General features: G+C 38.2%; 13 protein-coding genes. 9 read left to right on the top strand and 4 right to left on the bottom strand.

The genetic code is table 11. The annotated features are described in order from the left end of the window. Positions 1-2,998 (top strand): DUF11 domain-containing protein (locus HY987_RS06430; protein ID WP_292756791.1); only part of this gene is annotated, 2,998 nt, incomplete at its 5' end. A gap of 163 nt (positions 2,999-3,161) precedes the next feature. On the opposite strand, the gene HY987_RS06425 is transcribed toward HY987_RS06430, so the two are convergent. Continuing rightward, positions 3,162-3,443, bottom strand: a complete 282-nt coding sequence (locus tag HY987_RS06425) for a PqqD family peptide modification chaperone (protein WP_292756788.1) — start codon at positions 3,441-3,443, stop codon at positions 3,162-3,164. 324 nt (positions 3,444-3,767) lie between these two features. Between HY987_RS06425 and HY987_RS06420 the strand changes: the two genes are divergently transcribed. After that, positions 3,768-4,109, top strand: a complete 342-nt coding sequence (locus HY987_RS06420) for a hypothetical protein (protein WP_292756786.1) — start codon at positions 3,768-3,770, stop codon at positions 4,107-4,109. Continuing rightward, entirely contained in the window at positions 4,110-4,280 is a 171-nt protein-coding gene (locus HY987_RS06415; protein WP_292756784.1) for a hypothetical protein, read from the top strand. A 76-nt stretch (positions 4,281-4,356) separates the two neighbouring features. Here the strand turns inward: HY987_RS06415 and HY987_RS06410 are convergent, their stop codons facing one another. Further along, a complete protein-coding gene (locus HY987_RS06410; protein WP_292756782.1) occupies positions 4,357-5,358 on the bottom strand; it encodes a hypothetical protein in 1,002 nt (333 codons plus the stop codon). 192 nt (positions 5,359-5,550) lie between these two features. Between HY987_RS06410 and HY987_RS06405 the strand changes: the two genes are divergently transcribed. The 4 genes from HY987_RS06405 (at position 5,551) to HY987_RS06390 (ending at position 9,599) form a co-directional block, all read left to right on the top strand. Continuing rightward, positions 5,551-7,521, top strand: coding sequence for a DUF1616 domain-containing protein (locus tag HY987_RS06405; RefSeq protein WP_292756780.1), 1,971 nt, complete (start codon positions 5,551-5,553; stop codon positions 7,519-7,521). A gap of 412 nt (positions 7,522-7,933) precedes the next feature. Beyond that, entirely contained in the window at positions 7,934-8,218 is a 285-nt protein-coding gene (locus HY987_RS06400; protein ID WP_292756778.1) for a hypothetical protein, read from the top strand. 13 nt (positions 8,219-8,231) lie between these two features. Next, positions 8,232-8,894, top strand: coding sequence for a hypothetical protein (locus tag HY987_RS06395; protein ID WP_292756776.1), 663 nt, complete (start codon positions 8,232-8,234; stop codon positions 8,892-8,894). Between the two features lie 87 nt (positions 8,895-8,981). After that, complete coding sequence (locus HY987_RS06390; protein WP_292756774.1) at positions 8,982-9,599, top strand: hypothetical protein; 618 nt, start codon at positions 8,982-8,984, stop codon at positions 9,597-9,599. Positions 9,600-9,973: 374 nt separating this feature from the next. On the opposite strand, the gene HY987_RS06385 is transcribed toward HY987_RS06390, so the two are convergent. Continuing rightward, positions 9,974-10,801 (bottom strand): CPBP family intramembrane glutamic endopeptidase, encoded by an 828-nt coding sequence (locus HY987_RS06385; RefSeq protein WP_292756772.1) that lies wholly within the window; start codon positions 10,799-10,801, stop codon positions 9,974-9,976. 284 nt (positions 10,802-11,085) lie between these two features. Further along, positions 11,086-11,592 carry a hypothetical protein gene (locus tag HY987_RS06380; protein WP_292756770.1) on the bottom strand — a complete coding sequence of 169 codons (507 nt, stop codon included), beginning with the start codon at positions 11,590-11,592 and terminating at the stop codon, positions 11,086-11,088. A 270-nt stretch (positions 11,593-11,862) separates the two neighbouring features. Here HY987_RS06380 and HY987_RS06375 point away from each other — a divergent pair, with 270 nt between their 5' ends. Then, on the top strand, positions 11,863-13,992 hold the full coding sequence (locus HY987_RS06375; RefSeq protein ID WP_292756768.1) for a PAS domain S-box protein: 2,130 nt from the start codon (positions 11,863-11,865) through the stop codon (positions 13,990-13,992). Between the two features lie 650 nt (positions 13,993-14,642). Continuing rightward, positions 14,643-15,533, top strand: coding sequence for a glycosyltransferase family 2 protein (locus HY987_RS06370; protein WP_292756793.1), 891 nt, complete (start codon positions 14,643-14,645; stop codon positions 15,531-15,533). Positions 15,534-15,845: the final 312 nt, after the last annotated feature.

The raw sequence follows: 15,845 nt of genomic DNA, 5'->3' as shown, positions 1-15,845 counted from the left end.
CGACCCACTCACCAAAACAATCACTTGGATCATCCCCTACATGCCCAAAGGCGCAGAATCCACCCCCGGCGCAATAGCATTCATGAACGTATACGTCAGAGCACTCGACACCGGCGTAAAAACCACCAACCTAACCAACACTGTCACACTAGTATCTCCAGTATATGCTGTACAACCATCTAAATCATACTCAATTACTGTCCCCGAAGCACATGATATACAAGTTGATCAGAATGTAACTGGATCAACAAATTACGATGATACAATCACAATCACAATCACTGCTACTAACAATGGTCCTGATAACGCTACCGGAGTGACCATAAAAGATTTACTCCCCTCTGGTCTCGAATGGGTTTCAAATACTCAAAGTTCAGGTACTACATACGATAAAACTACTGGAATATGGTACATAGGAAACTTCAACTACGGAAATGCACCAAAAACATTAAACATAACTGTCAGAGTGAAAACTACAGGCACTATCAAAAACACAGCCTTTTTAACAGCACCATTATTACCTAATTTCCTAGATTGGAATTATGATAATAATGCACAAACCTGCGTGATTGAAGTTCCTGCCGCAGCAGATATTGGTGTTGACCAAACCATAAACGATACCACCCCTAACTACTTAGATACGGTTACAATCACGGTTTACGGGAAAAATTACGGCCCTGACTACGCTACTAACGTCAAAATTACTGATTTACTCTCACCAGGATTAGAATATGTTTCACACACCACCAATCACGGTAATTACACCAACGGTGTCTGGACAATAAACAACCTGCAAAATGGGGAGGAAGCAACCTTAACCATCATAGCCAAAGTTATAGAAGCTTGTTCATTTAACAATACCGTTAACCGGACTGGCGGATCACAATTTGATTACAACCCCTCAAATGATGTTAAAAATGTGACCCTGAACGTGCCAGAAGCAGCCTATATCGAAGTAAACAAAACCGCAACACCATCCAATCCTAACTACAAAGACACTGTGACTTACACTATCACTGCCACCAACAAAGGACCTGACAACGCCACAGGTGTAAACATCAACTACACCTTACCAACTGGAATCACTCTAATTGGAAGTAGTGCGACTAAAGGATCTTACACTAACGGTGTGTGGAACATTGGAAGCCTCCAAAATGGAGAAACTGTCACTTTAACAATAACTGCCCTAATTAATGCAACTGGAACCATAACCGATAACAGCTTAACTGTCACTCAGGATCAGGACATCTGGAATAACACATTACCAGGACCAGTTAACTGGAACATACCACAATCAGCGGACATAGAGGTAACCCAGACAGTCAGCAACAGTACACCCACTGCCAATAATAACGTGAACTTCATCATCAACACCACAAATAACGGCCCAGATAACGCTTCAGGCGTTGAGGTAACTAGTAAACTACCAACTGGATTTACAGTATCCGGTTGGAAAGTTTCATGGAACGGAGGTTTAAACTGGATTAACAACGACAGTTCATACAACCCAACCACCGGACTGTGGACCATTGGAGCCCTAACTAACGGAGTTAAAGCCATACTCAACATCACTGCCAATGCAACACAAATGGGCAACTTCACCAATAACGCAAACAAAACTGCTGAAACCCAGTACGACTGGAACAACACCAACAATGGCCAGAACGTTAGCCTGGCAGTTACCGGAACAATACCTGACGATATATTCACAGATGAAGGAACTCAAAGCGGAACTGTTAACACAGATGACGGAACAACAACCGCCATTACACTACCATTCAACATAACCCTCTACGGCCAAACCTACAACACCATTTACATCACTGTTAATGGAGCCATTGGATTAGGAGCCCCAATCCAGGGACCATACTACTACCAACTCCCAGAATCAAACACGTTAAACAGATACGTAGCCTACATAGCCCCATTCTGGGCTGACTTTGATGTGGCCCACATTGGTAGTGTCACTTACCTCATAACCAACAATCAAATTAACATTACCTGGTATCAAGTACCATGTCACAGTGATAACTGGAATTCCAACCGAGTGAACACGGTAACCCTCATAATAACCAATGAAAGCACCTACGGATTTATCTACGGCGATCTTGACTGGAAAAACGACCCCGATGATTCATATCCCTCCTATGCAAGGATAAGTAAAGGAGACAACGGAGCAACCTACAAGAACTTCTGGACTGGTGCCCAAGCTCTTAGTGTTATAGCCAACAAAACCATCTGGTTTGATAGTAATGGGAATATTATATCACCACATATTGGCTTAAACTATACAGTAAACAATAGCACTCCTAACTACCACGACAATGTGGTTTACACTATTGTTGCCACAAACACTGGAACTATTAATGCTACTGGAGTAAAAGTTAAGGCATTACTCCCTTCCGGATTAAATTATGTTTCAAGCAGTAGCACAGATTATGACAGTGCCACTGGAATATGGAATATTGGAACATTAGCACCGGGTGAAAGTTTAATCTTAACCCTAACTGCCTATGTTAACAAGGTTGGATCAATTATCAGTTATGCAAATACCACTGCACAGGACCAGTACGAAACCAATGCCTATGATTCTAAAAGTCTGACCATTACCGTCCCTAACGCTGCGGACATTGCTGTAGCAATGACTGCCACTACTTACACACCCCGTGTAGGAAACGACTTCTACATAACAATAACAGTAACCAACAACGGGCCTAGCACTGCCACCGGAGTGCAAATAACTGATCTGTTACCATATGCACTACAATATAGATCAACAACATACACTTCACAGGGTAGCTACAGTTCTACTACGGGGGTATGGAATATAGGAACTCTTACTTCTGGACAAACAGCAACTTTAACCATCAGAGTGAGACCAAGAAATGGTTACGGAGGTCAAACTGTAACCAATACAGCTACAAAAACAGCAGAAACTCAGTACGACCCATTAACATCCAATGATTCAGCTTCAATCAACCTGAACATCCGTTCATAAAAAAAACTCATAGGAACAATATACTCTGATTTAACATTCAGAGTATTTTTTTTAATTTTTAATCTGAGTATATTAAATAATATAATTTACCACTAAAATAAAGTTAAATTAATCATTCTATGAGATTCCAAGTAATTTTAAGTAACTAAGCTGGCAAAAACAGTCATTTGATCGCTACCAGTCCATTTTTTTCCATTTCTTTAATTAATTCAACCGTATCAGCATAACAAGTTTCCTCATCTACTTCATACTCTTCTAAGATCTTGTCAATGATTTCCAGTAGGGTTATAGGATTCTGAATGAGTTCCCAGATTACAGTTCCTATCTCATTAAGACCATAGTAAACTCCTTCTTTCATGTCCAGCATGGCGGTTTCCCCACCAAGGTCACAGGACACCACATCTTTATTAACTACGATTTTTGATGATCTGGATAATTCTGTCATTTTTAAATTCCCCAATTATGTTTTATGAAGAAATGATTATTTTTTTAATTTAGAATTTATCTAAAATATTGGCCACTATAAGATTTAATTATGCTGGTTGGAGAAGGTCTTGAATCCAAGATAAGAATATCTATATTCATTCAAAAAGGGAAAATATCTACCAAAAAATGAAGATCATGGGCAGAAAAACCTTGAACAAAACATCAAACACCAATAACTTTACACTCTCATTTTATATGATAATGAACATATATTACAATTTATAAAATATTTAATAACCAAAGAATGTTAATTTTATATATCGTTAACCATATACAACTAACAATGCCTTATGTAAACCAAAAGGAAACAAAACAATCAAAAACCATAGGTACAAAATTAACCCCTAGGGAATATGAAGAAATATCCGGCCTGGTCGATGCAGGAATATATTTAAGTGCCTCCGATTTTGTAAGAGAATCCATAAGAGACAAACTCAAAAGCATCAGAGTAATTAAAATCAGAGACGTTGATTATGAAACTGCTAAAAAAGAAGTTTTAGGTTATTATCGTAGCTATGATGAAGCCTATATCTCTGAAGTATCCGAAGACCTGGAACTAGACCTGGAACTGGTAAACCAGATAACTGAAGAATTAGAACATGAAGGACGTTTAAAAGGGATTTGAATGATTAATACTAACCAGGGAGATATCATAAAAGGGAACCGAATCATCGGAGAAGCCCGGAAAATAACAGATATTCAGGTAATTGTTAAATCTGGGCGACATAAAACCCAGAGGATTATTTTAAGGAACAATGTAATGTGCATGATAGATAAAAAATTTAAATACATTTAATATTTTTCAAGTAACTCATCTTTAACTTGCTTTTCCAAATCGGCAATACTGATTTTTTAAATCCACATCAATAAGTTTAAGGTGTTATACCAACATCCTCTTCAACAACCCGGACCATGTCCTGAATATTATCAAAGGAATGGACCAGCACCAACTTTTTCACGGTAACATTATTCAAAAGCTGTGCGCAAAGAATTAAATTCTCCTTCTGAGTGGTTTGCTGGAATATACGGTTGGCAACCGAGTGACGGATTAAGTCAATGAGGTTTTCCTGAGACTTTAAAACTGATATTCTACTTTCAGTTTTATTTGACGTGCCATCTACAACCAGGATATCCTTATCCCTTTTCCCGGTCTTATTTTCATCCCGGATTTCAGGATTATTATCCTGCTCATCCTTTGAAACCTTCTCAATAACGTAGATCCTCTCCAGGTTCACTGGCTCGGTGGAGAACCCATGGGAGGCATCACAGAACACCTTACCAGCCAGGGTCCTTATGGGAGTTAGAATATCAGTGTGCCCCTTAACCTGGTTATACGCTTCCTCTGATAAACGCACATGGGGATAACCCGGATAAACCACTGGTGATCCTTTATTATCGAATTTTATGGCTAGGATGTCATCTGCCACTAGTGGATAACCCTCCACGTAGAGGTGGATGGCAGTGGTGGACTTACCATTACCACGGTGCCCTAAGAAGGCCACTGCACCACGACACATATTCACCGCACTACCGTGCAGGACCAGAAATCCCCGCTGGTGTAATAAAAGAGCCATCACCGGTCCCAATATGAAAGGTATAATATTCAGTTCATCAGAACTTTCCAGATCTCTTTCAGGCTCCACAGTCACCTCTTTCCCGTTACTGATTCGAACCTTTCCAATAGTATCCCACCATAAGTACACATCACAACCCTTAACCAGGTAGTTGGGTCCCTCTACATCTGCCAGGGTTACCTGGGTAGGGTCAACTTTTCCCAGGGTGATCTTCACATCAGAATTACCTGAACTTTCGATCATTCCAGGTAATTCTATTTCTGATGAAATCTCCAGCCCAAATGCTTTATAATGGAACATTCTTTGTTTTCTCCATGAGATTAAATGGTATTAGAAGTTATTTAGTGTTTTTTAAATATAATATTTTTATTAATATATTAATAAAATAAACCGTATAAATCAAAATTAAGGGTAAGACAGGATAGAAAGAATCCAATTATAGGCCCTTATCATTACTAAGTATTTTATACATCTTCATCCCAACAACAGTTTATGAAACTCTCATCACAGAAAGACCTTTTACTGCTTATCATCCTCAGCGGGGCAGTTCTAATAATGAGCTGGCTGAAGCTGCTTAAAGGATATCCATTATCATTTTTACCATCTATTTTAGTCTTAATTCTACCAGGATACGCACTGATAACTGCCATCTGGCCCCGTGATGAGAAAATGGGCTGGACTCTCCGTGCAGGTCTGGGCCTTGTTCTGGGAGTCTTTTTCATCCTCTTTTTACCACTCATATTCAGCAGTCTTAAATGGAGCTCCTTCACCGGGAACCTCAATCAGATACTCCTCATCCTGGCCATTGTGTTCTCCCTGGTAGCCATGGTCCGGCGGAGAGAACCATCAGGAAAGGAAGAACCTACCCGTAAAGATGGGCAGCTCACCCTGGAGGAATCCATCCAGCGTGCAGTGTTAATGCGTCAGAAGGCAGAGGCAGAACCAGATGAATACGAGGATCACTACGAAGCTGAAGATGAAGAATACACAGAAGATGAGTACTATCCTGAAGATGAAGAAGACACTGCAGAAGAATACTATCCTGAAAAAGATTTAGGGGAAACTGAAGAACCTGAAAAAGAAGAGCCTGAGATAGATGAACCTCAAAAATATCAGGATTTGAAAGAGGAAAAACCTCTGCAGTATGAGAGACTCAAAGATAAATATCCATACGATGAAGGTGAACACCCTCCTAGTGAGGATGAGTACATCTTAAAAGAGGATGAATATTCCCCAGATGAAGATGATCATCCCAAGGGTGTTCCCCTAAGGGTGGAAAAACAGGTTAAAACATCCACCACTGACTACGAGGCGGAGATGGATAAACCAGTATGGACTGATGAACCGCCAGAAAAGAAGCCGGGTTTTAGAAACTGGGATCTGGTGATGATCCTCTTTTTAAGTGGGATTTCACTCCTGTTCCTCTATTTCAATCCCCTAAAAACCACCACCACATCCATCATATTCTTTATTTTACTCCTGTTTATCTTAGGCTACGCAGGCCTAACCATCATCTTCCCTGATAAATCAAAGACCAGTTCAAGGAATCTAATAATAGCCAGCGTGATTATTGCAATTATCCTTTTCATCCTATCTTTCATGGCCTGGACCTCCCATCTATTACCATCCATGCCCAAGTACCTGGTGCAGATAATGTTCGTGGCTTCGGTGATACTCTCAGCCGGAGCATTCATCAGGAAATGGCGCTCAATACATGACACTGTTCCAGCTGAAGACCATGAAGAGATTCCCCAGGATCTTGAGGAACCCTTCAAAGAACCAGAAGAAGTTGGACCAGGGGAAGAACCAGAAGAACTGGAAAAACCAGTAGACCTCGCTGAAGTTGAAAAAACAGAGGAACCCCCTGAGGGGGAAGTGGACGAAACAGAGTTAACTCCTTCCCAGACAGCAAAGGAAGAGACCCTTAGAAAATTACAAACTATTAGTACGCCTGTGAAAACTGATAAAGAGATTACTGGAGAACCTGTGCCTGAAATACCGTCTAAAGATGATAAATCTTATCAAAAATTCTTAAGTGGTTCTAAATGGGAAAAGGCATTATCCATTATTTTGATTATTAGTTTAGTTTTAGCTATTTCCGCTACAATTTATATTATAGTCACCCCTAAACAGGGTGAGAAATTCACTGAATTCTACATCTTAGGACCGGATGGTAAGGCCAGCAACTATCCCACCAATCTCACCACCGGCCAGAACGGCTCCATGATCATTGGAGTGGTGAACCATGAATACACCACCACGGATTATCTACTGGTAGTGAAGGTGAATGATACCATCCTTATAAATGAGACCATGACCTTAACCAATGGACAGAAGGTGGAGATACCCTACACTTTCACCGCAGGATCCACCGGTCAGAAGAAACTGGAGTTCCTGCTCTACAAGTTACCGGACAATGAGACAGCTTACCGATCCCTGCATCTGTGGCTGAATGTGGGTTAAGTTAATACAGAACTTAAAATGTGGGTTTAAGTAATATCCTGGAAATAATGGGTATCCAGAAAAAATAAGATCCAAAAAAAGTGAGTGTACAAAAGGGAGGGTATACTCAAAAAAGGTGGTATACAAAATCAAGTAATAATCACTTGATTCAATTATCCCCCTTCGAATAGCATTCCTTTTTATTTTCACTTACTTTCCACAGTAATTAATCAAGTGGGTGTATGTGACTACCTTCACAAAAATAGATTAGTAAAGCTTATTTATCGTTGAAAAGATAATACACCTATCCAGTTTATTACTTTAGCCATCATTTAATCATTTAAACCGATTAAGTGGTGATTATTGCAATTGGAACCGTATATTGTCAGAAAAAGGAAAAAAATATATATTAAGAACAAAAGAAGGTATACACATGATATCGACTGTTACCACAACCACAACCACTACAACCACCACCACTGCAGCCACATCGGCAGCCACTGCAACCACTGCTGTGACTTCTGCAGACATTATGGGCTATAGTTTAATAGCCGTGGTGGCCCTTATAGCGTTTTTGGCTCTCAAGGAGATTTTAAGCTCCGAGGCCCACAAAAATAGTAAAATAAACAATTTTATTAACAGCTCCAATGTAGCCATACTCCCGTTACTCTTTGTATTCGGCGCAGTAGTCACCTACAAAGTTGTTACCATAATCTAGGAGTGGTCTTAAAATGAAAAACAAATTAGGATTATTTGCTATCCTGGCAGTAGTCATAGTGGTTGTGGCTGTATCCGGATGCAATGACAATACTTCATCCAATAACACTAATGCTAGTGCCATTAATGAAAAGAGCACTAAGCTTGCAATTATAAACAATGGTACCACCTGGGCGCATGTGGAAATGGTTGCCAATGCCACCCATAAAAACGGAACAAACATGACCTTATGGGCAGATACATTCATAAAACCCAACGGAAACTTAACCATTGATTTATCCCAGGCACTGGGCTACGGTAACGAACCATTACCTGCAGGAACCACTATACGGGTACAATCTTGGAAAGGAATATTCAACACCACTGGTGGTGGAGTTGGAAGCCTTAATATAGCATTCCAGGGTTGGTCTAATACACTATATCCCCCATCAACCGCACAGGCTACCAATGTAAACTTCAACCCACTGAACATATCCACACTTCCATCAAACGTCACTGACAGCGTTGCCTTTATCGCAACAACACCCGAAGACCTTGCTAAAATACAATCTGTGGATACACCTGATCAGGAACCTCTCTTTGAGGAGGAATTAATCGTAGTGAATGCCGATGGATCAGTAACCATCACCGTCACCCGAGTTCCTGAATTGTGTCGTGCAATTGCAAGTATTGTCTAAAAAACACCCCCTTTTTTTATTTTTTATTTTGAACTTTTTTTTTGAGAGTTTACAATAGATCAAACAAAAATTTGTATTGGTTAAATAATGAATCAGAAAATCTTAATCATAGCTGTGGTACTGGTGGTGGCCTTTTCCGGTCTCGCTGTCCTGGAAGTTTCCAGTGGATTTTTCAGCGGCCTTGTTTTTGACCAAATCCCCTATAATTACTCTGCTAAAGTATCCATACCACCCACCAACCCCAATGATCCTAACTCCGGATCTCTGGGCGGGTTTTACAAGATCAATGGGAAGGGAAAGAACTTCAACTTCTTCTTAAAACTATCCGGTGCTGAAAAATCAGAAAGTCCCCTGGATTACACTGCGGATGGACTCAATGGTACTGGTAGAATTGATGAGATTAAAGTCAGTCCTGGAACCATTTATGCCCTCCTAAGCAAGGATATTAGGGGTGCCATGTTTAACACTACCTTTAAGGGACATATGAATCTGACCTGTGCAGCCTGGACTGGTGTCACCTATTTCCAGAATGATGGTAATAACTTTACTGGTAATTTCACCATTGATGGGGTGATGACTGATTGGGAAGGCAATTACACTTTAAAACGAGACAGTTTCCGTATCCTGGGAGTCAGTGATTTCATTTACTATCCTAACGATCAAAGATCTGCTGCTAAGAGTGTTCAAAAAACATACTATCTTTAAGTGCACTCCCTATTAATTTCCCATTTCTTTTTTTATATTACAAGATTTTTAAAATCAGTATCTTGAAGATCTATAATATCTTGAAGGATATTAAATGATATATCTTCCTTTATAAGTTTCAATGGAACTCTGTAGTTCAATGGAACTCTAGGCTTACTTACCCATAAAAAAAAACCTATCTTCTAAACTTATTCCCCTAAATCTTCAAAAATAGCTATTTTTACAGTTGTTAATCCTATTTGGGTTTTGGAATCTCTTATTTCTGAATCGTAAACTGATTCTATTTGGTTAAATCCTATAAGCGCCTATAAGCGATGTGTCCGGGATAACCAACCAGATAAAAACCAGACCAATGTAATCCAGGGGCAGCTGAACTAATGTATCCCAAAGGCTGCTAAATTCACAAAGGGCATCACCAGGAACAGCATGGAGTTAGATATTCCGTGAGCAACGGTTATTCCGAGGATGGATTTGGTTTTGATAAGACAGAAACCATAGAACATGGCCACACAGAACACGAAGACTAAATCCGCAAAGTAGATCCAGCCAATGTGCATGGTAGTGAATATCAGGGAGGTGTAGATGAGCCCGAATGCTGCTCCAAACATGTTGGTGGTGTTGTTTTGGAGGATACCCCTGAAAAGTAATTCCTCTGCCAGACCAGTGGATATTAACAGGATGAAAAAAGCCCCGATAAGAAGGAGGGGTGTGAACTGGGAGATAAGTGGATCTGGTTTGAGGATGAAAAACTCTATAATACCGGTGATGAATCCTGTGGCAGCAATGAGAACTTGAATTTTAATATTCCCCAGAACCAATCCCACATCCTTCATGGAAAGATTCTGACGGCGCATTATGACAATAGACGCTGCAAAAAGAGGTATTGCAACAATAGGGAACCAGTAGAGTGGTTTTATTTGCATCATGGGTATGGAAAGTCCCACAATGCGTATGATGGGTATGGGCATCATGCTGCGAAGCAGGTTGGAGAAATCATTCGATTCCACCATGGCTGCATTCACCAGAAGAGCAAAGAGTATGATGGTATGAGCTGCCAGCCCCCAGGTCTTATTAACATAAGTGGTTAACAGTTCTGCCCCGATCAGGGCTAAAAGGTAAATAATAAGGGTTATAATATAATTAGTGGGTAATCCCATCTGGAAACGTTTCTCATTAACCATTTCGGTGATCTTCAAGTTCATTACTCCTCAGTTTACTGGTAGCTTAACATAGGGATAGCTAGTATTATGGAAACTGGATAATTATCCATTAAAAAAATGATAAGGAGATTTTTATTGTTATTATCATATAATCATTTCTACATCACAGTTTATCGCATAATATAAAATTAGATATAAAGAATGTCCCCCACACCATTTGATTTCGATATTAACCCCTGTAAAAGTGATGAATGGTCTTTATTAGTTTTCAAAAAATAGTAAAAGGGTTAATTCTCAAAATGAGAAAAACCTTTGAGAAATTAACCTTAGTATAAGGTTTCGTTGATAAAACGAGTCTTTGTTTGATATAGGCCATCACTAGTTACAGAACGATTAAGTTCGAAAATTAATGTTCTAGTAAGTTTTCCCGTGCCTTTAGCTACAACGGTAACATTTTCAGCACCGAATTCAATATTAGTAAGGTTGTATGAAAATTTACCGGAACTATCTGGGGTGACACTTTGATTATTGATGGTAACACTTGCCCCTGGTTCTGTAGTTCCATTAATGTTAAATGTATCCATGTATATACTAACCGGTTCCATTTCTGTAACATTTAATGCCGTTATGGACATAACAAACCACATAGCACTGGCAGCGGCTACTATTATTATTATCACAATGAGAATTAAAATTCCAATCAAAATTTTAGCAGTTAATGTTTGTCGACTCCACCATCCTTTTTTTCCATCTCCATCTTTAGAATCTTCTGAAATTTTTAGCCCTCCCTTGAATATTTTTTTATCTCTAGAAACGAATGTAACAAAAACCAATCCTTTCTGTGGAAAAGATATAACATTATAATAAAAATAGTTATTGTTTGAGCATTAATTTTCCACCACTGGTAACGGGTTTAAGGTGACTCTGGCAAATGATCAATGAAACATTTGAAATAATATGCCTTTAAAGTTAGTCTGCGGTAGTAAAAGAATAATATTTATTGATTCTTGAAATAAAGTAGCCCCCATGATAGTAATTAACTACCATCTTTTTTCATAAAGACATAATATACCATATATCCATACTAATATTGCTGATGAAAAATGAGTGATTTTAAAATCTTACTGGTTGAAGATGAAAATATAGAGGCAATGGATATTAAGAATGCCCTGGAATCTTTTGGTTATCTAGTCCCATACATTGCTTCCAATGGAGAAGAAGCAATAGAAAAAGCCCTGGAAATCATGCCAGATCTTATTATAATGGACATCATCTTGAAAGGTAAGAAAAATGGTATAGAGGTTGCATCGGAGATTAAAAACCTCAATATACCCATCATATATTTAACTGCTCATCCTGAGGAATCCACAGTCCAACAAGCCATGGTCACAGAACCCTATGCTTATCTCATAAAGCCATTTGATATGACTCAACTCAAATTATCCATCCAAATGGCTCTTTACAAAAAAAAGATGGAACAGGAATTGAAAGAGACCGAGAAGAATTACCGTGAGTTAATTGATAATTCAATGGTTGCGATTTATAAAACCAATATAAATGGCGATATACTCTTTGCCAACGAAGTTATGGCTGAAATGTTTGGTTTTGAAAGTGTTGAAGAATTTAAAACAAGAAAATCTCAACAACTCTATAAAAATTTAGAAGATAGAAAAACCATCATTAAGAAACTCATAAAAGAGGGTAAATTTCGCAATCATGAAGTTGACATGATATCCCGTACTGGTAAAATAATTAACGTTCTTCTCAGTGCACATTTGGAAGGAAATATAATATTTGGGATGATAATGGATATCACCTCACGAATAGAGTCAGAGAAAAGGCTGGAAAAAAGCGTTTTACGTTTCCGTGCTTTGGTTGAATACACATTGGATGGGATTATAACCACCGACATCCATGGAAACATTCTATTTTTCAATAACAGCTTACTGAAAATGTTTGGTTACTCCAGATATGAACTACATAATTCTAACCTTACCATATTAATGCCTGAAAGATACCGGGAAAAATTCATGGAAAGTCTTAGACAATTTAGATTGACTGGTAAGCACCAATTAACCGGACAAAACACAGAAACCATTGGACGTAAAAAAGATGGCACAGAGTTCCCTTTTGAAATGTCACTGACCAAATGGCAAATAGAGAAAAAAGTCTATTTCACAGCCATCATAAGAGACATAACAGAACGTAACCATGCACAGGAGAAATTGTTAAACAAAGAGAAAGAACTTTCCTCAATTTACAAAAACGCTGCTGATGTTCTTTTTTCATTATCAGTAGAAGGAGAGAATAAGTACAGATTTACTTCTGCCAACCATGCATTTTTTGAAACTACTGGATTAACAGAAGATCAGGTTTTAGGTAAATATGTTCATGAAGTTATTCCGGAACCTTCCTTAACATTAGTTCTCCATAACTATGAAAAAGCCATTCATGAGCAAAAAACTGTTAGATGGGAAGAAGTTACAGAATATCCTGCTGGAAGAAAGTATGGGGCAGTTGCAGTTACACCCATATTAGATGAGAGTGGCCAGTGCACAAAGCTCATAGGAAGTGTGCATGACATCACTCAACTTAAATATTCATTAAAAGAAAAAGAAGTTCTCCTCAAGGAAGTGCATCACCGTGTTAAGAATAACATGCAGATAGTTTCCAGTTTGCTTAATTTGCAAGCTCAGCATGTAGAGGGTGATGAAATGGCTTATGATGTTTTAATGGGAAGCCAGAACCGGGTTAAGTCCATGGCCATGATTCATGAAAAATTGTACCAATCTACAGATTTAACACACATTAAATTTGATGATTACATAAAAAGACTAGTTTTAGATTTATTTTATTCATACGGCATCAAAGAAGATCAAATTAAGCCAATCATAAATGTAGAAGACATAATGCTGAATATTGAGACAGCAGTACCTTGCGGACTTATAATAAACGAACTGATCTCAAACAGCCTAAAATATGCATTTCCCGAAGGAAGAGAAGGGGAACTCAAAGTATCAGTTAAAAAATTTAATGATAACTATGAATTAATAATCAGTGATAATGGAGTAGGATTCCCCGAAGATTTAGATTACAAAAACACAGATTCACTCGGCCTGCAGCTTGTTAAAACTTTAGTTCATCAGATTGAAGGAACGGTTTCAATGAATTCAAATCATGGAACCGAATTTAAAATCATCTTCAAAGAGTCAGAATACAAAAAAAGAATATAATATTTACCAATTTAACAAATATCCTACAGTTTTTACTGTTTAACAAATCAATTAGTTATTGAATTTCATACTAGGATTCTTAATCTAAAAATTCAATCCCTTCACAAAAATTTTATTTTAACTAATGGTGTTTCAACTAATGTGTTTCATATTATCCCCTTTTGCAAATCCTGTTATTTTTTTAATCATCCATCTCATAATAATTTTTTATTCAAATGGGAGTTTATGAGATATAGGGATATTGGGCAACATATGATGCAGAATTAGATATTAGTATACAACTGTTATAAGATGAGGCATCTTGTACCCGCAAGAAAAATAAGAAGTTTTATAAGTTTTAACAAGAAATAACTTGTTTAATTAAAAACAACTCTCTGAAACATGCTTAATATTTGTATGTATTAAAATAAGAAAAAGAAATAAAATATGAGCCGGTAATCAATTAGTATTCTCCATATAAGGGGATTTAATTACCATAACAGCAAAAGTATGCAAGTAATAAAATATATTTCTAACTTCTTAAATAAGTATCATTAAATTATAATAATGTTGGTACACATAAATGTTATGTGAATATATATGTGAATTAATTATATTGTTACTATCATACAATATTATTAGATGTACCTTGATCAGATCTACCAGGAGGAATATTAATAAAAGTCACAGCCATTATACCCGCTTACAACGAAGAAAAAACCATAGGCAGCGTGGTTCTGGGAACACGTCAACAGGTATTACGGGTTATCGTTGTGGATGACGGCAGCCAGGACAGAACTGCTGAGCTAGCCAAGTTAGCGGGAGCTCAAGTGCTGGTCCACCCCAAGAATCTGGGAAAGGGAGCTGCATTGAAGACTGGTTTTAAGGCAGCTAAAGATGCCGATATCATAGTCATCCTTGACTCCGATGGTCAGCACGAGCCCCATGAAATACCCCGACTTTTAGAACCCATACTTAATGGCGAGGCTGATTTGGTAAATGGCAGTCGCTACTTAAACGGCAATGGTAAGAACACACCATCTTACCGGAGGGTGGGGCAGAACGTGCTGGACACAGCCACCAACATCAGTGGAAAGATGAATGTAACCGACAGCCAGAGCGGTTTCCGGGCCTTTGCCGGTCACACCATACCCATATTCCGTTTCCACAGCACTGATTACACTATTGAAAGTGAGATGCTCATTGAAGCAGCCAAGGCAGGTTTAAGGATTAAAGAAGTGGAAATATCCACCACCTATGGTGAGGAAACTCATCATAAGAAGAATCCATTCAGCCACGGAGTGAGTGTGCTGGTGCGAATCCTGCAGGATATGGAATTCAATCGACCATTATATTATTTCACCATTCCCGGACTTATTCTGATGATTGCGGGAATGATACTGGGTCTGAAATTCTTTGGCGAGTATCTGGGCGGACAGATGACCACATTATTACCAACCACCCTGGCAGCGCTTATAACTATTTTAGGAGCCTTCATAGCCTTCACCGGACTGATCTTACACAGCGTATCCCGGATGATATGGAGAGCTATGGGAAAATAGACATGGAATTTAACTATTTTTATTAGAATAATTTTTTTAATGGATATTTTTTATTAGTGGAATACTATTTTTAATGGATACTTTTTTTAGTGGATTGCTATTTTTATTAGAATAAACACTACTCCACCTCATTTTACCCTTATTTTGATTAAAATAAGGAATTAAAACTAAGAAAATTAAATTAAGGTTATTAATACTGAGAAAGTGAATTGAATTTTTTGATTTTAAATTAAAGATTGATTTTAAAATAGAAATGTAAGAAATGACTATAATCCGGGTATAAAAAATAAAAAAAGAATTTTTTAGATAATT

It is taken from the genome of Methanobacterium sp., from assembly GCF_016217785.1.
Lineage (GTDB): Archaea > Methanobacteriota > Methanobacteria > Methanobacteriales > Methanobacteriaceae > Methanobacterium.
Note: the sequence above shows the minus strand (reverse complement) of the source record. Positions and strands in the feature narration are given on the sequence as shown.

Bases quoted from the DNA above. Each gene is read 5' to 3' on its own strand.
- HY987_RS06390 (WP_292756774.1), top strand. From the start codon at position 8,982: ATGAATCAGAAAATCTTAATCATAGCTGTGGTACTGGTGGTGGCCTTT.
- HY987_RS06400 (WP_292756778.1), top strand. From the start codon at position 7,934: ATGATATCGACTGTTACCACAACCACAACCACTACAACCACCACCACT.
- HY987_RS06425 (WP_292756788.1), bottom strand. From the start codon at position 3,443: ATGACAGAATTATCCAGATCATCAAAAATCGTAGTTAATAAAGATGTG.
- HY987_RS06395 (WP_292756776.1), top strand. From the start codon at position 8,232: ATGAAAAACAAATTAGGATTATTTGCTATCCTGGCAGTAGTCATAGTG.
- HY987_RS06405 (WP_292756780.1), top strand. From the start codon at position 5,551: ATGAAACTCTCATCACAGAAAGACCTTTTACTGCTTATCATCCTCAGC.
- HY987_RS06415 (WP_292756784.1), top strand. From the start codon at position 4,110: ATGATTAATACTAACCAGGGAGATATCATAAAAGGGAACCGAATCATC.
- HY987_RS06385 (WP_292756772.1), bottom strand. From the start codon at position 10,801: ATGAACTTGAAGATCACCGAAATGGTTAATGAGAAACGTTTCCAGATG.
- HY987_RS06375 (WP_292756768.1), top strand. From the start codon at position 11,863: ATGAGTGATTTTAAAATCTTACTGGTTGAAGATGAAAATATAGAGGCA.
- HY987_RS06410 (WP_292756782.1), bottom strand. From the start codon at position 5,358: ATGTTCCATTATAAAGCATTTGGGCTGGAGATTTCATCAGAAATAGAA.
- HY987_RS06420 (WP_292756786.1), top strand. From the start codon at position 3,768: ATGCCTTATGTAAACCAAAAGGAAACAAAACAATCAAAAACCATAGGT.